Origin of the sequence: Nonomuraea sp. NPDC049028 (assembly GCF_043197735.1) — a bacterium.
Classification (GTDB): Bacteria; Actinomycetota; Actinomycetes; order Streptosporangiales; family Streptosporangiaceae; genus Nonomuraea.
On sequence record NZ_JBICTR010000001.1, the window covers coordinates 105,812 to 123,053 of the forward strand.

The 17,242-nt window shown below is 69.8% G+C and carries 18 protein-coding genes; 10 read left to right on the forward strand and 8 right to left on the reverse strand.

Translation table 11 applies throughout. The features are described from left to right. Positions 1 to 45: 45 nt before the first annotated feature. On the forward strand, positions 46 to 1,296 hold the full coding sequence (locus ACGFJ2_RS00485; protein ID WP_393463297.1) for a class I SAM-dependent RNA methyltransferase: 1,251 nt from the start codon (positions 46 to 48) through the stop codon (positions 1,294 to 1,296). 41 nt (positions 1,297 to 1,337) lie between these two features. Further along, a complete protein-coding gene (locus tag ACGFJ2_RS00490; protein ID WP_393463299.1) occupies positions 1,338 to 2,327 on the forward strand; it encodes an aminoglycoside phosphotransferase family protein in 990 nt (329 codons plus the stop codon). A gap of 121 nt (positions 2,328 to 2,448) precedes the next feature. Here ACGFJ2_RS00490 and ACGFJ2_RS00495 read toward each other — a convergent pair whose 3' ends face one another. Further along, complete coding sequence (locus ACGFJ2_RS00495) at positions 2,449 to 2,970, reverse strand: hypothetical protein (protein ID WP_393463301.1); 522 nt, start codon at positions 2,968 to 2,970, stop codon at positions 2,449 to 2,451. Between the two features lie 88 nt (positions 2,971 to 3,058). Beyond that, a complete protein-coding gene (locus tag ACGFJ2_RS00500; RefSeq protein WP_393463303.1) occupies positions 3,059 to 3,817 on the reverse strand; it encodes a GntR family transcriptional regulator in 759 nt (252 codons plus the stop codon). A 223-nt stretch (positions 3,818 to 4,040) separates the two neighbouring features. Between ACGFJ2_RS00500 and ACGFJ2_RS00505 the strand changes: the two genes are divergently transcribed. From ACGFJ2_RS00505 to ACGFJ2_RS00520, 4 genes are all read left to right on the forward strand, one after another. Further along, positions 4,041 to 4,184 (forward strand): hypothetical protein, encoded by a 144-nt coding sequence (locus ACGFJ2_RS00505; protein WP_393463305.1) that lies wholly within the window; start codon positions 4,041 to 4,043, stop codon positions 4,182 to 4,184. After that, the gene (locus ACGFJ2_RS00510; RefSeq protein WP_393463307.1) at positions 4,181 to 4,582 is read left to right on the forward strand and encodes a hypothetical protein; all 402 of its coding nucleotides are present in this window, start codon (positions 4,181 to 4,183) and stop codon (positions 4,580 to 4,582) included. Before ACGFJ2_RS00505 ends, ACGFJ2_RS00510 begins: the two co-directional genes overlap by 4 nt. 62 nt (positions 4,583 to 4,644) lie before the next feature. Then, on the forward strand, positions 4,645 to 5,775 hold the full coding sequence (locus ACGFJ2_RS00515) for an adenosylhomocysteinase (protein ID WP_393463309.1): 1,131 nt from the start codon (positions 4,645 to 4,647) through the stop codon (positions 5,773 to 5,775). Continuing rightward, positions 5,772 to 6,317 (forward strand): NUDIX hydrolase, encoded by a 546-nt coding sequence (locus tag ACGFJ2_RS00520; RefSeq protein WP_393463311.1) that lies wholly within the window; start codon positions 5,772 to 5,774, stop codon positions 6,315 to 6,317. Before ACGFJ2_RS00515 ends, ACGFJ2_RS00520 begins: the two co-directional genes overlap by 4 nt. Positions 6,318 to 6,750: 433 nt before the next feature. Here ACGFJ2_RS00520 and ACGFJ2_RS00525 read toward each other — a convergent pair whose 3' ends face one another. The 3 genes from ACGFJ2_RS00525 to ACGFJ2_RS00535 all read right to left on the reverse strand — a co-directional run bounded on the left by ACGFJ2_RS00525 (position 6,751) and on the right by ACGFJ2_RS00535 (position 8,724). Further along, on the reverse strand, positions 6,751 to 7,473 hold the full coding sequence (locus tag ACGFJ2_RS00525; protein ID WP_393463313.1) for a hypothetical protein: 723 nt from the start codon (positions 7,471 to 7,473) through the stop codon (positions 6,751 to 6,753). A gap of 187 nt (positions 7,474 to 7,660) precedes the next feature. Beyond that, positions 7,661 to 7,846, reverse strand: coding sequence for a DUF397 domain-containing protein (locus ACGFJ2_RS00530; protein ID WP_357940848.1), 186 nt, complete (start codon positions 7,844 to 7,846; stop codon positions 7,661 to 7,663). Beyond that, positions 7,846 to 8,724, reverse strand: coding sequence for a helix-turn-helix transcriptional regulator (locus ACGFJ2_RS00535; protein ID WP_358175180.1), 879 nt, complete (start codon positions 8,722 to 8,724; stop codon positions 7,846 to 7,848). Before ACGFJ2_RS00535 ends, ACGFJ2_RS00530 begins: the two co-directional genes overlap by 1 nt. Before the next feature lie 345 nt (positions 8,725 to 9,069). Between ACGFJ2_RS00535 and ACGFJ2_RS00540 the strand changes: the two genes are divergently transcribed. Next, entirely contained in the window at positions 9,070 to 9,339 is a 270-nt protein-coding gene (locus tag ACGFJ2_RS00540; RefSeq protein WP_357940852.1) for a hypothetical protein, read from the forward strand. A 20-nt stretch (positions 9,340 to 9,359) separates the two neighbouring features. On the opposite strand, the gene ACGFJ2_RS00545 is transcribed toward ACGFJ2_RS00540, so the two are convergent. The 3 genes from ACGFJ2_RS00545 to ACGFJ2_RS00555 are packed head-to-tail and all read right to left on the reverse strand — an operon-like array spanning position 9,360 to position 12,180. Next, entirely contained in the window at positions 9,360 to 9,959 is a 600-nt protein-coding gene (locus ACGFJ2_RS00545) for a response regulator transcription factor (RefSeq protein WP_357940854.1), read from the reverse strand. Further along, complete coding sequence (locus tag ACGFJ2_RS00550) at positions 9,956 to 11,065, reverse strand: sensor histidine kinase (protein WP_393463316.1); 1,110 nt, start codon at positions 11,063 to 11,065, stop codon at positions 9,956 to 9,958. Before ACGFJ2_RS00550 ends, ACGFJ2_RS00545 begins: the two co-directional genes overlap by 4 nt. Next, complete coding sequence (locus ACGFJ2_RS00555; protein ID WP_357940858.1) at positions 11,062 to 12,180, reverse strand: histidine kinase; 1,119 nt, start codon at positions 12,178 to 12,180, stop codon at positions 11,062 to 11,064. Before ACGFJ2_RS00555 ends, ACGFJ2_RS00550 begins: the two co-directional genes overlap by 4 nt. Before the next feature lie 133 nt (positions 12,181 to 12,313). Between ACGFJ2_RS00555 and ACGFJ2_RS00560 the strand changes: the two genes are divergently transcribed. From ACGFJ2_RS00560 to ACGFJ2_RS00570, 3 genes are read left to right on the forward strand one after another with little or no spacing between them, the layout of a single operon-like run. After that, complete coding sequence (locus ACGFJ2_RS00560; RefSeq protein WP_393463318.1) at positions 12,314 to 13,228, forward strand: LLM class F420-dependent oxidoreductase; 915 nt, start codon at positions 12,314 to 12,316, stop codon at positions 13,226 to 13,228. 45 nt (positions 13,229 to 13,273) lie between these two features. Further along, complete coding sequence (locus ACGFJ2_RS00565) at positions 13,274 to 14,725, forward strand: 3' terminal RNA ribose 2'-O-methyltransferase Hen1 (RefSeq protein ID WP_393463320.1); 1,452 nt, start codon at positions 13,274 to 13,276, stop codon at positions 14,723 to 14,725. After that, the gene (locus ACGFJ2_RS00570) at positions 14,722 to 17,217 is read left to right on the forward strand and encodes a polynucleotide kinase-phosphatase (RefSeq protein WP_393463322.1); all 2,496 of its coding nucleotides are present in this window, start codon (positions 14,722 to 14,724) and stop codon (positions 17,215 to 17,217) included. Before ACGFJ2_RS00565 ends, ACGFJ2_RS00570 begins: the two co-directional genes overlap by 4 nt. Positions 17,218 to 17,242 lie beyond the last annotated feature (25 nt).

The window sequence follows — 17,242 nt, forward strand, 5'->3', positions numbered from 1 at the left end:
TAAGTCCGGAAAGTGGCAGTGCCGGTCAGGGCATAGGGTGTCCGTGTGGAACAGGCATCTCTCGAGCTGACGGTAGGTCCGGTCGCCCATGGCGGTTGGTGCGTGGCGCGCCATGACGGGCGCGTGGTGTTCGTACGCCACGCGCTGCCCGGCGAGCGGGTCATCGCCGAGGTCACCGAGGAGACGACCCGCTTCCTCCGGGCCGACGCCGTGCGGGTGCTGGAGCCGTCGCCCGACCGCGTGGTCCCGCCCTGCCCCTACGCGGGCCCCGGCCGCTGTGGCGGCTGCGACTGGCAGCACGCCACCCAGGAGGCCCAGCGTGGCCTCAAGGCCGCCGTGGTGGCCGAGCAGCTGAGCAGGCTGGCCGGCATCGAGCGCGAGATCGTGGTCGAGGAGGTGCCCGGCGCCAAGGACGGGCTCGGCTGGCGCACCCGCGTACAGTTCGCCGCCCGGCCCAGCGGCGAGCTCGGCTTCCGCAGGCACCGCTCGCACGACATCGAGGTCGTCGACGCCTGCCTGATCGCGCACCCGGAAGTGGAGGCCGTCGGCGCTGAGCAGCGCGAGTGGCAGGGCGCCTCCGCCGTCGAGGTGATCGCCTCCTCGACCGGCGACCGGGCCGTGGTGGTCAGGCCGCGCCCCAGGCGCAGCGTGACCGTGCCCGACCTCGACGCGCCCGCCTCGATCCTGCTCGACCAGGGCAAGGGCCACACCGTCCCGCGCAAGGGTTCGGGCGTGCTGCGCGAGCAGGTGGGCGACCGCGAGTTCAGGGTGGCGGGCAGCGGCTTCTGGCAGGTGCACCCGGGTGCCGCCGAGACCCTGCTGGACGCCGTCCTGTCCTACGCCGCGCCGGAGCCGGGGGAGTGGGCGCTGGACCTCTACTGCGGGGTCGGCCTGTTCGCCGCCGGCCTGGCGGAGGGCGTGGGGGAGCAGGGCGCGGTGTTCGGCCTGGAGTCGGAGGCGTCGGCCGTCCGCGACGCCCGCGCCAACCTGCGCGACCTGCCGCAGGCCCGGGTGGAGCGGGGACGGGTGGAGGAGGCGCTGGACCGGTTCCAGATCGAGCGGGCCGACATCGTCGTCGTCGATCCGCCCCGGTCGGGGCTGGGGCGCGACGTGGTCCACCGGATCACCGCGCTGGAGTCCTCGCGGATCGTCTACGTCTCGTGCGACCCGGCGACGCTGGCCCGCGACCTGGCCTGGTTCGGCGACGACGGCTACGGGCTGGTCGACCTGCGGGCCTTCGACGCCTTCCCGATGACCCACCATGTGGAGTGCGTGGCCCTGCTGGCCAGGGGCTGACGCGGTTCTGGGAAGCTGACCGTCCTTACCTGGAGCTGTTCTTGGCAAGCACTTCGGACACCCGCCCGCCCATCGACGCCGCGCTCGTCAGGCGCCTGGTCGACGCCCAGTTCCCGCAGTGGGCCGAGCTGCCTCTGAAGCTGCTCGACCCGGCCGGCTCGGACCATGTGATCTACCGGCTGGGCGAGGAGCTGTCCGTCCGGCTGCCCCGCCACACCGGGGCCATCGGGCAGGCCAAGAAGGAGTACGAGTGGCTGCCCCGGCTCGCCCCGCACCTGCCGCTGGCCATCCCGGTGCCGGTGGGGGTGGGTGAGCCCGGCTACGGCTATCCCTGGCCGTGGGCGGTGTCGCGCTGGCTGGACGGCGAGGTGGCGACCGTCGAGACCCTGGCCGCCTCGACCGAGGCCGCCGTCGAACTGGCGGAGTTCCTTACCGCCCTTCAGCGGTTCGCGCCCGGGGACATCCCGGCCGCGAGTGCCCGAGAGGACCTCACCGGCCGACCGCTGGCGGACCGGGACCGCGCCACGCGGGCCGCCATCGCGCAGGTGGGCACAGCGTCGGGCGCCGCGTCTGGGGTCGCGTCCGGAGTGGCGTCGGGCGCCGCGTCTGGGGTCGCGTCGGGAGCCGCGGACGACGCTGCTTCGGGTGCCGTTTTCGACGGGGCGGCCATGACCGAGCTGTGGGACGCGGCGCTGAGCGTACCCGGATGGGACCGCCCCCCGGTCTGGTTCCACGGCGACTTCCACACCGGCAACCTGCTGACCGCCGACGGCCGCCTCAGCGCGGTCATCGACTTCGGCGAGCTCGGCATCGGCGACCCGGCCTGCGACCTGACCATCGCCTTCACCCTGATGTCGGCCGAGAGCCGGGCCGCTTTCCGTGCGGCGCTCGGCGTGGACGACGACACCTGGACCCGCGGCCGCGGCTGGGCGCTGGCCACCGGCCTGAACGCCTACACCTCCTACGCCGCCACCAACCCCCGGGTCGCCGCGCAGACCACCCGCCAGATCACCGAGGCACTCATCGGCTAGCGTCTCTCCGGCCCTCTCAGGAGGTGAGCGGGTGAAAGTGAGATTCCGCGAGCCGGGCGGGCGCCGCACGGCTGGCCAAGATCGAGCCCCGGCCGGCCTTCGACCTGATCGGGTAGGCGGCTCACGCCTTCGGGGGCAGGCCGCCGAGCCAGCGTTTCGCCGCGCGTGCCGTACGCAAGCGGATCACCGTCACCTCCGGATGGCGGGTGACGAGGTCGGCGGTCTGCGTTCTGCGGCGCTGGTGGTGCGTCCACGCCCACCGGATCGGGTGGTCGGGTTCGAGCCAGGAGCTCCAGTCCTCCCGGTTGCCGTTCCACAGCTCGCGCCGGGTGATGGCGCGGCCGAGTGAGCGGCGTACGACCCGCCACATCACGGTGCGGCGCGGCAGGTCCAGCCAGACGGCCGTGTCGGCGCGCTGCCAGAGGAGGTCGCCCAGGAAGCGGTGGTACTGGTCCTCGGTCACCCACCGCTCGCCCCGGCTGAACTCGTCCACGTCGGCCTCGAACTCCGGCCGCTTGACCCAGCCGGGACCGTGATGCAGGGCGTCGAGCTCGTGGCGGGGCAGGCCGAGCCGGGCGGCCAGCCTCCTGGCGAGCGTCGTCTTGCCCGACCCGGAGATGCCGCAGACGATGATCCTGTTCACCGTCCTAGTTTGACGGCACGCGGAATTGGGAGCTGGAGGGGACGACCACGAACCTGCCAGGACCGCGAGCTCAAGGGTTGGGGCCGGGTCAGCCGAGCTTGATCTGGTAGTCGAGAATCGCCCGATCGGCAGGGATGACGATGGGATCGGCCACTTCGACAACGCGGCCCTGGGCCAGCATGCGGCGGGTGATGGCGAACACGGGCACCCCGGATCCTATGCTCAACGTGGCCGTCTCCTCCGGCGTGGGCATCCGCGCCGAGACGCTCTCTTGGACGTCGTCCACGACGATGCCGATGGAGCGCAACTGGGCGATGGTTCCGCCCGGCCATGGTTCGCGATCTGGGTCGGCGACCGGCGTGCCCTCGACATCGGAGGCGAGCAGGCACGGCCGAGACATCTGGGTCGGCTCTCCCTCGGCATGGAAGACGAAGCGCCGCTCTAGGACGCGCGTCCCGACCGCGACGCCGAACAGCTCGCCCAGGCGCTCGTCCGCCTCGATCCACGCATACGCCCGGTCGAGCCGGTAGTCCTGCCAGGCGATGCCCTGCTCGGCCGTGAAAGACGTCTGCGGTGTGTCCTGCGGCTCCATGTCCGCGCGATACCGCTCAGACGCGATGCGCCGAATCGAGGGCCGGCGCTTGGCGAAGACGCCGCGACCGCGCTGACTGAACACCAGCCCTTCCGCCTTCAAGGCGGCGATGGCCTTGCCGACGGTGCTCTTGCTGGCGTGATATCGGGCGATGAGCTCCGGCTCGGATGGTAGGAGCTCGCCGGGGCGGAGCCGGCCGGACTCGATGGCCTCGCGGTAGTCGTTCACGATCCGCTGGTAGAGCGGCTGAGCCATGGGCGGCCTTCCTGTTCCGGACCCGATCAGCTTAGGGGACACCCCCAAGGGGAAGCGGCCCTCGGCTTTCACGAATCCTCTTGACAACCTCCCTAGGGAAGTTCACTCTAAGAACAGCTCCCTAGGGAGGTCTCCTCGGGGAGGAAGATACCATGAATTGCCCGAATTGGGGACTTCGTGGGCGCCGGCCCATGGTGCTTATGGTCCGTGCGGGGATGGCCCGATGACCAACGCCGAGATTCAGGCGAGGCTCGCCACCCTCAACCGGCTGATGGCCCGCACCGGCGGCCTGGCCGTCGCGACGAGTAGCTGCACTCTCCCCACCTGCAAGCAGTGCGCCCAGGGGGAGATAAGGCAGTCGCGATGAAGCGTGTAGCCGCCGTCATCGCCCTCGCCGCCTGCCAACTGCGGACCAGGCCCGACGACCTCTCGTGCGACACCCACCCCCCAGAACCTGACACCGGAAGGTCCCCCGCCATGACGCACCACCGGTACGACATCCCTCCACTGGCGGGGCGCCCGCTGGCTGTCGCCTGGGCCGAGGCGCAGCTGCCCCTGGCCGCCGTCGTCGGCGCCGTCCTGCTCCTGCCAGCCGTCGACTCTCTGGTCCGGCTGGTCGCCGTGGCGTCCATGTCGACCTTGGCGTTCCTGGTCGCCATGATCTCGATTTTGTTCGCCGCAACCCGAACGCCCACGCCGCGCTGGCTACGTATCTGCCGATACGCGTGCGCGGCCGGAGCGGCAGCCACGCACCTCATCCTCTGAGTTCTGCGCGTCTACCTTCCCGCACATTCCAGATTAGATCGCTACCCATTCGAGGAGGGCCTGTGCAAGAAGACTTCGAACGCGGCCGCGTGGACGCGTTCTTCCGCCGGGTGGCGGAGTCCATCCCTGTCACCAATAGGCCCACGAGCCTGGTTATCACGCACCTGCTTGCCGAGCGGCCTGCGTTCCTTCGAGGCGTGGCGCGCCTCTCCGATGTCGCAGCAGTGCTGCCCAAGCCGCGCTCCATCAACGAGGCTGCGCTGCGCGAGGTCAGCGCCACGATGCAGGTCGACCAGCTCGACCGGCGCCGCTTCGCTGAGCCCGAAGAGGTGCTCGCTTATGTCGAGTCCCGAGCCGCTGGCCGGGACCTGGTGCTGCTCGACGTCGGCGGCTACTTCGCGCCGACGCAGGAGCATCTGCGAACCCACTTCTCCGGCCGGCTGGTGGGCGTCGTGGAGGATACTGAGAACGGCCATCAGCGCTATGCCGACCTCGACAAGGTGGCTTGTCCCGTCTTCAGCGTCGCCCGATCTCCGCTGAAGGATCCGGAGGATTACCTGGTCGGCCAGTCCGTCGTATTCTCCACTGAGGCCCTCGTACGCAGCCGCGACAACATCCTCAACGGCCGACCGGCCTGCGTCATCGGCTACGGCAAGCTCGGCCGGTCGATCGCCGCCATGCTGCACGCCAAGCACGTCGGCGTCACCGTCTACGACATCGACCCGGTGCGCCGCGTCCAGGCCCTGTCCCAGGGCTACCGCACTGCGGCCACGCTCGCCGAGGCCCTCGCCGGCGCCGGGGTCGTCGTGTGCGCCACCGGTAACATGGCGCTCCGTGAGGAGGACTTCGGCCGAATCGCCAACGGTGCCTACGTCGCGTCCGTCACCAGCTCCGACGACGAGCTGGAGTTGTCGGCGCTCAACGGCCTGTACGTCAAGACAGCCGTCGAGCCGCATGTCACCCGGTATTCGCGGACTGGCCACTACTTCTACGTGCTGGCCGACGGCAATGCGGTGAACTTCCTACATGGCGCGTCCGTCGGGGCGTTCATCCTCCTCGTGCAGGCCGAGATCCTCGCCGCGCTCGCCCTGCTGGCGGCCAATGGCGGCGCTCCAGGCATGTGGGAGGTCCCTGCCGAAGTCCGGCAGTCGATTGCGGCCACGTGGCTTACCTACTTTCATGAGGTGTCATGACCGTCACCCGCGAGGAGATCCGTACCGTGCTGGGCCGCTACCTCGTCACCCACCCTGACCGCGCTATCGACGTCGCCCCGCTCGTTGAGGCGCTCGACGGCGATCAGGACCTTTCCTCCCGCAAGACCATCCCGTTGCATGTGACGTGTAGCGCCGCCGCGATCGACACCGCTGGACAGGTCCTGATGATTCACCATCGCGCGCTGGACCGGTGGCTGCTGCCCGGCGGCCACGTCGAGCCCGAGGACAGGAGCCTGTACGGCGCGGCTCTACGCGAGCTGGAGGAGGAGACCGGCTTGCCGTGGCAGCACGCGGTCTCACCGCCCTCCCGCGAGGTTGCTCCCGTCGACATCGACGTTCATCCGATACCGGCCAATCCGCTCAAGGGAGAGTCGGCCCACCTGCACGCCGACTTCAGGTTCGCCTTCTGGGTCACCGACACGGAGATCTCCATCCAGTCCGAGGAGATCGTCGCCTTCGCCTGGCGGTCGCCGGCCGACCTCCCGACGCCCCGCCTGGCCATCAGCGTCGGCGCCATCTGATCGGCCAGAGGTAGCTGATGCCGGGTTCCACAGCTCGCGCCGGGTGATGGCGCGGCCGAGTGAGCGGCGTACGACCCTCCACATCACGGTGCGGCGCGGCAGGTCCAGCCAGACGGCCGTGTCGGCGCGCTGCCAGAGGAGGTCGCCCAGGAAGCGGTGGTACTGGTCCTCGGTCACCCACCGCTCGCCCCGGGTGAACTCGTCCACGTCGGCCTCGAACTCCGGCCGCTTGACCCAGCCGGGACCGTGATGCAGGGCGTCGAGCTCGTAGCGGGGCAGGCCAAGCCGGGCGGCCAGCTTCCTGGCGAGCGTCGTCTTGCCCGACCCGGAGATGCCGCAGATGATGACCTGTTCACCGCGCCAGTTTGACGTGCCGGATGGGACGACCATGAAGCACCACATTCGATCGCCTCCCCCGCCACTGTCGCCGCGTTCAGGCGAACCGTTCGATGGTGACGGGAATCAGGCTTTGCCCGCGGATCGCCTGCCGATGATGGCGGAGTAGCTCCCCGATGGGGGCCTCCGGGCCGGTTCCCAGGCGTACGGTCACATCGAGACACCAGGCGATTCCTGGGCCGATCCGCCGCAATTCCCAGGTGAAGTCGTGCCCCGCGGCGGTCGCCGTCGCCGTGCCGACCACGCGGGCCAGGGGATCCGCGGGGTCTTCGACCGGCTCCAGCCTCAGGGCGGAGCGAATGCTCCCCAAGTCGCGCGGTTCCCCGGCGAACAGGATGCGGTAGTGGCGTGACCCGGTCGTGCCCAGGTCGAGCGGGGCGGCGGCCGGTAACGGCTGGCGTTCGCGGAACAGGGCGCGGATCTCGGCCTCCTGCGGCAGCTCGCCCCCGCCGCCCGCCTGGTAGGCCCGGCCCGCGTCGTGACGGCTCACCGCGGTCACCCGCGCCCGCAGGTGGGCGTCGGTACGGATGTCGCGGCTCGACGCGGGCGAACTCCGCCAGGCACCGGCCGCCGCCGACCACTCGGCACTGTCGATGGCAGCCGCGGTGTAGTCGTCGCAGAGCACGAACTCCTCGACCAGGATCCCCAGGGGCGGTGCTCCAGGGTCTCCGCCGTCCGCCTCAGCCAAGATCAGGTAGTAGTCCAGCAGGGCATCGTCCGCGACCTCGTCGCTGCCGAGCTCTTGGACGCACCGCCGCATAGCCTGCCTCCTGCGCTCTGTTCCACTACGGACCCGAAGATATGCCATCGCTCGGCTGAAGGCCGAGTTTGGAGCACTTGCAGGTGAGAGGCCGAGAGAACGAAATCCTCCCGGCTTCTCGGCCGCAGCGCCTCTCGGGCCCGGTCTCCCGGTCGCGGCGCGTAGCGGGTGGGTCAGGCCGGCCTGGTTACTTGATCGACCTGATGAACTCTTCATAAACGGCATCCGGCACGATGACAGGGTGCACGTGCGGATTCTTGCTGTCGCGTATCGCGACACGGCCGCCCCGCAGCCGGGCGACTTCGACGCAAGAGCCATTGTTGCTGCACCGGCTTGATCGCTGCCAGGCGGCCGTCAGCAGGTCTTTTTCCATTATGTGGACTCCCGTGGTGAATGGTGATTTTCCTGCGCCATTGCAGGTCTCCATCGCTGTCGATCGTGGCGCGCGATCAGGTCGCGAGTGAGCTCGGGCGTCAGGGCGTGATCTGCCAGATTCTCGAAGGCACGTTGAAATTGATAGATATGTGTCTCATCTGTGCTGATCGTCCCGGAGCCTACGTTGTCCATGTAGAGCAGCCGCTGCTCGACCTCTTCACCCGGAGAAAGCTTGATAAGAAGGAAGGAGCCGTCCATGATCTCGCGGTCGGCGTCCAGCGGCAAAACGCGGAGAGTTACGTTGGGAAGTTCAGATATTTCGAGCAATCTAACCAGCTGGGCGTGCATCACAGTGGCGTCACCGATGCGCCGCAGCAATACGGACTCATCGATAATGGTATTGAGCTGAAGCGGGTGATCGGAGGTCACGCGATCCTGGCGGCGCATGCGGAGGGTTACGCGCTCCTCGAGCTCGCGCGGCGTCAGGGTGCTCTCGATTCTTTTCCAAGCGTTCAAGAGGCATCGCGCGTAGTCCGCAACCTGGAATAATCCCGGTACAACCCGTATTTCCCATTCCTCGATCAGGTCGGCGACGGCTTCGAAATCCAGGTACTGATGAAAATCATTGGGCGGCGTCGAGGAGGCGCGCCACCATGGATGCGCGGGGGAATGATCAAGCAAGGTCACCAGTCGCTGACGATCAGCGGCGGTGGCCTGGTACAGGTTGAGCAGGATGTCGAGATCCTCCGCCGAAATTCCGATACGCGCGTTCTCGATCCGGCTCACCTTGGAGGTGGACCATCCCAAACGCGCCTTGAGGTCTTCGCCGGTCAGAAAAGCACTTTCGCGCATCCTGCGGAGTTCGGCGGCCAGCATCCGGCGCTGGATCGACGGCGATCTAGGCAAGTTGCCGCTCCGCGGACTCGCGGAAGCCCAGCGTGTGCCCGGTCATCGTTGACCTTCTCCCAGACGTAAGGAAAGCATCTCTGCATGCAACCTTGCATGCAGAGTTAGCGTAGCTCACTCTGGGCTTAGGAGGTGGGATGACTCGCGCGGAATCCCGATAGGCCGACCGTCCCGCCTCCCACCTCAGGGCGGACTGAGATCAGGCAGGGTCGAATGGCAGCTAATGGTGGCGAAACACCTGCCGTGAACGACTGCCCGGTCCCTCGCAGACCTCGTGGAAGGACGCTCTACAGCACGATCGGCGGTGGAGCCGCGGTGACCGCTGTCTTCTTCGGCGGTGCCCTGCCGATCGCGCTGCTGGTCGTAGGCGTGGCGCTGATGGTCGTTCTGGGAATAGTGGCATGCGCACTACTCGGCAGGGGAGATGATCGGACCCCGTTCGAGCGTCTGATGTTCCTGCTCGGTCTGTTACTTGGTGATCCCGAGGGAATGCTGCTTGATATGCATAGAACCGGCTATAACAACAGGATTCGGGCGTCCCTTTCGGCGGTTGACAGCCCAGCCAAAGATGAGGCGTCGGGTTGACGGGGGAAACGCCCTCGCTGTCAGAGCCACCCCATCCGCTGAGCCGTACGGATGGCTTCGAGACGGTTCTGGGCGTTCAGCTTGGTCATCGCGCTGGACAGGTAGTTGCGCACAGTGCCCTCAGTCAGGTGCAGCTCAGCCGCGATCCGCGCGATCGTGGCCCCGTCGTCGGCCAGGCGCAGGGCGTCCCGTTCCCGTTCGGTGAGGGGGCTGTCGCCCGCGGCCATGGCCGCCGCCGCGAGTTCGGCGTCCAGGTAGCGGCCGCCCGACTGCACCTTGCGGATCGCCATGGCCAGTTCCTCTGCCGAGGCGTCCTTGCCGAGGAAGCCGCTCACCCCCGCCGCCATCGCCCTGCGCAGGTAGCCGGGCCGACCCAGGCTGGTCAGGATGACGATCTTGCACATGGAGCTGATCTGCTCCGCCGCGCTCAGCCCGTCCATGCCGGGCATCTCGATGTCGAGTACGGCCACGTCGGGGCGGTGTTCGACGACGGCGGCCAGCACCTCGTCGCCCCGGCCGACCTGGGCGATCACCTCGATGCCCGCCTCCAGGTCGAGCAGGGCCGCCAGAGCGCCGCGGATCAGGTGCTCGTCGTCGGCCAGCAGTACGCGCGTCGTCATGCCGGAACCGCCGCCCTGAGCAGGTAGGCGCCGTCGTCCGTAGGCGCCGCCGACAGCGTGCCGCCCGCGGCGCTGAGCCGCTGCGACAGGCCGCCGAGCCCGTCCGGCGCGTGGTCGCTCACCGGCCCGTCGACCCCGTCGTTGGACATCTCCAGCACCCCGTCCTCGATCGTTATCGTGCAATGTCCGGCTTTGCTGTGCTTGAGGATGTTGGTGGCGCCTTCGCGGACCACGGTGGCCAGCAGCGTGCGGGTCTCGGCGGTCAGCGAGCCCGTGTCCGTCCGGACGACGCAGCGTACGTCCGCCGCCTCCAGCACCGCCCGCACGCTGGCCAGGACCTCGTCGAGGTCCACGGCCCGATAGCTCTGCACGGTGGACCGCACCTCGCGCAGCGTCTGCCTGGCCAGGTCGCGTACCTCGAACATCTCGCCCGCCGCCGCCGAGGGATCCTCGCGCAGCGTCTGGGAGGCGGCCCCGGCCCTGGCCGAGATGTCGGCGAGGCTCTGGCCGAGCAGGTCGTTCAGGTCGCGGGCGAAGCGCAGGCGTTCCTCCGACACCGCGAGCCTGGCCCTGGCCTCCTGGCCCTCGTGGGCGTCCCTGGCCACGCGCCACAGCCACAGGTTCACCCGGACGCCGCCGGTGATGAGGGCGGTGAGGATGGTCTGGACGAGGAGGACCTCGATCTGGAACCCGGCGGCGAGCGTGACGTACGCGTTGAGGACCACGATCGACCCGGCGGCCAGCACGATGATGGTGCGCCTGCGGACGAACGGGGCGAGCATTCCCAGAAACACCGGGATCGCCCAGACCAGCGCTAAGACGGCCAGGGGCAGCGTGACGACCCCGGCGACCACCAGGATCACGGTCGGCCGCGGGCCGCCCCTGACGGCGATCCTGAACGACCGGGTGGCCAGCCCGAGCAGGACGAGGAGCAGGACGGCCGCCGTTATCACCAGGGCCGCGGGAATGCCCGCACTCCACTGGACGTACAGCTGGTAGAGCCCGAGCAGGGCGAGCAGGTTGGCGATATCGGCGGTGTAGACGATCAGCCAGCGCACCTTGTCGAGCCGGCTCGCCCGCCGAAGCCGGCCGCTCACCGCCCTCATGCGGACACCGCCGCCCGCAAAAGGAACTCGCCCGAGGGTGTGGCGGCCGTCGTGAACGAGCCGCCCGCGGCCGACATGCGCTCGGCCAGGCCACGGAGCCCGCTCCCGTCCGGGCCGCTGGTGGCGGGCCCGCGCACGCCGTCGTTGCGCATCTCCAGCACGCCACCGTCGATGACGATCGCGCAGCGCGTGGCCGTACTGTGCTTGAGCACGTTGGTGCCTCCCTCGCGCACCGCCCAGGCGAGCAGCGTACGGGCGGCGGGGGACAGGTCGTCGGTCCTGGCCTCGATGACGCACCGCGCGCCCGCTGCCTCCAGCGCGGCGCGCACCCCGGCGAGCTCCTCGTCCAGGTCGAGCACCCGGTAGCCGTCCACGGCCACCTGCACCTCGGCGAGCGATTCGGCGGCCAGGCGGCGTACGTCGGCCATCTCGGCCGCCGCCTTGCCCGCGTCGATGGTGGCCAGTTTGGCGGCCAGTTCGCTCTTCAGCGTGAGGACGGACAGGCTGTGGCCGAGCAGGTCGTGCAGGTCGCGGGCGAAGCGCAGCCGCTCGTTCGACACGGCCAGGGTGGCCTTGGCCTCCCGGCTGTCGTACGCCTCCCTGAGCGTCCACCACAGCCAGCGCCAGAGCTTCATGGTGCCGGGGAGCAGCACGGCGGACACCGTGAGGGAGAGCAGAAGGGTCAGCCACGGCTGGTCGCCGACCGCCGACACATAGAAGGTGGTCAGCGCGACCAGCGCGGCGCCCACGCAGACCGTCGCCCACAGCGGGACGTAGAGGGCGAGGGCCGAGAGAAAGAAGCACCCGGCCATCTCCCACGACCCGGTGGCGCCGGAGGACGGCGCGAGCGCCACCGCGCTCGCGGAGAACAGCCCGCACGCGACCAGCTTCGCGGTGGGACGTGGCCGGTCGTCGTAGGCGTCGCGCAGGATCAGGGGGAGGAACGCCAGCGCGGCCAGGGCGCACACCTCGATGGCCACCGCGTGCGCTACGGAGATCCGCCCCTCGCCGGCCGAGGTGAGGACCAGCATCGAGAGCATGAAGCCCATCACGGCGAACGTGGCGTCCATCCAGTAGAGGAGGATCTTCTTCGCCGTCTCCGGACGGGTCGCCATCTCACCCCTCTCGCCGACAAAAGCCACGTTGCTCAGAAAATCCTATGGCCGTCGCGGGGGCGGTGGGGTGGGGCAGGGGCATTCTCCGGGTGTCGTCCATTGTGTGGTGGTACGTAAGCGGATAATGAGGCTTATGAAGTTGCGGATCTTCACTGAGCCCCAGCAGGGTGCCACCTACGACGACCTGCTCACCGTCGCCCAGGCCACGGAACGGCTGGGTTTCGACGCGTTCTTCCGGTCTGACCATTACATGCGCATCGGGGAAGGGGAGCCGGGGCCCGGGTCGACCGACGCCTGGCTCACGCTGGCCGCGCTGGCCAGGGAGACCTCCACGATCAGGCTCGGCACACTGGTGAGCCCGGCCACGTTCCGGCTGCCGGGGCCGCTGGCCATCAGCGTCGCGCAGGTGGACCAGATGAGCGGCGGCCGGGTCGAGCTGGGCTTCGGCACCGGCTGGTTCGAGGAGGAACACCGCTCGTACGGCATCCCGTTCCCGCCGGTGGGGGAGCGGTTCGGCCGGTTCGAGGAGCAGCTGGAGATCATCCTGGGGCTGTGGACGGCGGAGAAGGGCTACTCCTTCGAGGGCAGCTACTACCGGCTCGTCGACTCCCCGGCGCTGCCCAAGCCGATCCAGCGCCCGCACCCGCCGGTCATCATCGGCGGGGTCGGCGCCAAGCGCACGCCCCGGCTGGCGGCCGCCTTCGCCGACGAGTACAACGTGCCGTTCAGGACGCTGTCCGAGACGAGCGAGGCATATGCCCGGGTGCGGGAGGCGAGCGCGGAGACCGGCCGTACCGTGCTCCTGTCGGCGGCGCAGACCGTCTGCGTCGGCCGCGACCAGGCCGAGATCGAACGGCGCGCGGCCGCCATCGGGCAGGATCTGGCCGGGCTGCGCACGGGCGGACTCGCGGGAACCCCGGCCGAGGTGATCGACAAGATCGGCCGGCTGGGCGAGCTCGGTGCCGAGCGGGTCTACCTCCAGGTCATGGACCTGTCCGACCTAGAGCACCTGGAGCTGATCGCGGCCGAGGTACTGCCACACGTCTGACATAACCGTTAGCGCCCCTTTGTTGGACTGCGGCACACTTGCCCCGTGCTGCTGACCATTACGACCACCGCCACACCCGCCACCGACCTGGGCTTTCTCCTGCACAAGCATCCTGATCGGGTGCAGGAGTTCGACCGGTCGTTCGGCACGGCCACGGTCTTCTATCCGGAGTCGGGCGAGGGGCGCTGCACGGCCGCGCTGCTGCTCGAGGTCGACCCGATCGCGCTGGTCCGGTCACGCGGCAAGAACTCGCCCGACTTCAGCCTGTCCCAGTACGTCAACGACCGGCCCTACGCCGCCTCCTCGCTGCTGGCCGTGGCCCTGGGCGACGTCTTCCGCACCGCGCGGGCCGGGCGCTGCAAGGCCAGGCCGGAGCTGCCGGGCCGGCCGATGCCGCTGGAGATCCGGCTGCCCGCGCTGCCCTGCCGCGGCGGGCCCGAGCTGGCGGTCCGGCTGTTCGAGCCGCTCGGCTGGGCCGTCGAGGCGAAGGCCGTACCCCTGGACGAGGGTTTTCCCGAGTGGGGCGACTCGCGTTACGTCCGGCTGACGCTCAGCGGGACCGTCCGGCTGGCCGACGCGCTCAATCACCTGTACGTACTGCTGCCCGTGCTCGACGACGGCAAGCACTACTGGATCGCGCCCGACGAGGTCGACAAGCTGGTCAGGGCCGGTGAGGGCTGGCTGTACGGGCACCCGGAGCGCGGCCTGATCATGCGCCGCTACCTGGGCCGCCGCTGGGCGCTGGCCCGGACGGCGCTGGCCAGGCTGGCCGAGCTGGGCGATGAGACCGAGGAGCAGCTGGAGCCCGCGGTCGACGAGGACGCGGCGGCGGGGGAGACCGCGGCCGACGAGGCGGCGGCCGTCGAGGCCGCGGCCCAGGGCGACGTGCCGGAGGTCAAGCCGAAGGCGCTGAACGTCAGGCGGCGCGAGGCCGTACTGGAGACCCTGGAGGAGCTCGGCGCGACCAGCGTGCTCGACCTCGGCTGCGGGCAGGGCGAGTTGGTCGGCGCGCTGCTGGCCAGGCCCAGGTTCGCCAGGGTCGCCGGGATGGACGTCTCGGCCATGGCGCTCACCATCGCCGCGCGCAAGCTCAAGCTGGACCGGATGCCCGACGGCAAGCGGGCCAGGCTGACGCTGTTCCAGGGCGCGCTCACCTACACCGACAAGCGGCTGAGCGGCTATGACGCCGCTGTGCTCATGGAAGTGGTCGAGCACGTCGACCCGCCGCGCCTGGCGGCGCTCGAACGCGTCGTGTTCGGCCACGCCCGGCCCCAGCACGTGCTCGTCACCACCCCGAACATCGAGTACAACCCCCGCTACGAGTTCCTGACCGGACTGCGCCACCGCGACCACCGTTTCGAGTGGACCCGCGCCGAGTTCGCCGCGTGGGCCGAGCGGGTGGCCGAGCAGTACGGATACCAGGTCACCTACAAGCCCGTTGGCGACGACGACCCCGAGGTCGGGCCGCCCACCCAGATGGGAGTGTTCACCCGATGAGCCCGATCAGCGTTCCCGAGCTGTCCCTCGTGGTGCTCGTCGGTGTGTCGGGCAGCGGGAAGTCGACATTCGCCGCCAAGCACTTCAAGCCGACGCAGGTCATCTCGTCCGACTTCTGCCGCGGCCTGGTCGCCGACGACGAGAACGACCAGTCGGCCACCCCCGCCGCCTTCGACCTGCTGCACCACATTGTCGGCGTACGCCTGGCCAGGGGGCTGTTCACCGTCGTCGACGCCACGAACGTCCAGTACCCGGCCCGTCGCAGCCTCATCGAGCTGGCCAAGAAGCACGACGTGCTGGCCGAGGCGATCGTGCTGGACACCCCCGAGGAGGTGGCGATCGAGCGCAACGCCGGCCGCCCGAACCGCGACTTCGGGCCCGGCGTGGTGATCCGCCAGCGCAAGGACCTGCGCCGCTCGCTGGGCAAGATCTCCCGCGACGGCTTCAGGAAGGTGCACGTGCTGCGCGGCCTGGAGGCCATCGAGAACGCGGAGCTGTCGTACGAGAAGGCGTGGAGCGACAAGCGCGAGCTGACCGGCCCGTTCGACGTCATCGGCGACATCCACGGCTGCCGTTCGGAGCTGGAGACGCTGCTGGAAAGCCTGGGCTGGCAGATCGAGCGCGTCGAGGGCAAGGCGGTGACCGCTCAGCACCCGGCCGGTCGTACGGCGGTGTTCGTCGGCGACCTGGTCGACCGTGGCCCCGACACGCCGGGTGTGCTCCGCCTGGTCATGGGCATGGTCGCGGCCGGCACCGCGATCTGCGTCGCGGGCAACCACGAGGCGAAGCTGGTGCGCGCGCTGAACGGCCGCAAGGTCAAGGTCGCGCACGGCCTCCAGGAGTCGCTCGACCAGCTCGCCGCCGAGCCGCCGGAGTTCGTCGAGCGGGCCCGTACCTTCATGGAGGGCCTGATCAGCCACTACCGGCTCGACGGCGGCCGGCTCGTCGTCGCGCACGCCGGGCTCAAGGAGGCCTACCACGGCCGCGCGTCGGGCCGCGTCCGCTCCTTCGCCCTATATGGCGACACGACGGGCGAGACCGACGAGTACGGCCTGCCGGTCCGCTACCCCTGGGCCGAGGAGTACCGCGGCCGGGCCATGGTCGTCTACGGCCACACGCCCACGATCAAGGCCGAGTGGGTCAACAACACGATCTGCCTCGACACCGGCTGCGTCTTCGGCGGCACGATGACCGCGCTGCGCTACCCGGAACGCGAGCTGGTCTCCGTCCCCGCCGAGAAGGTCTGGTACGAATCGGTCAAGCCGCTCGGCGGCGGGCCCGCCCGCGACCCGGGCATGCTCGACATCGGCGACGTCCAGGGCACCAGGCACATCGAGACCCGGTTCGGCACCCGTGTGAAGGTGATGGAGGAGAACGCGGCCGCCGCCCTGGAGATCATGAGCAGGTTCGCCGTGGACCCGCGCTGGCTGGTCTACCTCCCGCCGACCATGGCCCCGCCCGAGACCTCCGCGCTCGACGGCTACCTGGAGCACCCGCACGAGGCGTTCGAGGAGTTCGCCGCCGCCGGGGTGAGCGAGGTCGTGTGCGAGGAGAAGCACATGGGCTCGCGGGCCGTCGCCGTGCTCGCCAGGACCCCCGAGGTGGCCGCGGCCCGTTTCGGCGTGACCGACGGTTCGGCGGGCGCCGTCTACACGCGTACCGGTCGTCCGTTCTTCGACGACATGGCGCCGCTGGTGGACCGGCTGCGCGAGGCGTGCGAGCCGCTCTGGGCCGAGCTCGGCTCCGACTGGGTGGCGCTCGACTGCGAGCTGCTGCCCTGGTCGGCCAAGGCGGGCGAGCTGATCAGGAGCCAGTACGCCTCCGTCGGCGCGTCGGCGCGGGCGGCGCTGCCCGAGGCCATGTCGGCTCTGGAGGCGGCCGCCGGGCGCGGGCTGGATGTGGGCGGGCTGCTCGCCCGCACTCGACGCCGCACCGACAACGCTGCCCTGTTCCGCGACGCCTATGCGCGTTATTGCTGGCCGGTCGACGGCCTGGAGGGGGTACGGGTGGCGCCGTTCCAGATCCTGGCCTGCGAAGGCCGGGCCACGGCGCTGGAGCCGCACGCCTGGCACCTGGCGAAACTCGCCCTGCTGGACTCGCCGCTGATCACCCACACCAGGCACCTGTTCGTCTCCCTCGACTCGCCGCGGGCGCGGGCCGAGGCGGTCGAGTGGTGGTCGTCGCTCACGGCGGCGGGCGGCGAGGGCATGGTGGTCAAACCCGCTCAGTACGTGGCAGGGCGGGTCCAGCCCGGAGTGAAGGTACGCGGCCGCGAATACCTGCGGATCATCTACGGCCCCGACTACACCGAGTCGCTCGACGTCCTGCGCAGGCGCTTCCTCGGCAAGAAGCGGTCCATGGCGCTGCGCGAGTACGCGCTCGGCCTGGAGGCCCTGTCGCGCCTGGCCGACGGCGACGCGGGCTGGCGGGTCCACGAGCCGGTTTTCGGGGTACTCGCCCTGGAATCCGAGCCGGTGGACCCTCGGCTCTAGTTTTTGAGTAATCATGGCCGTACGT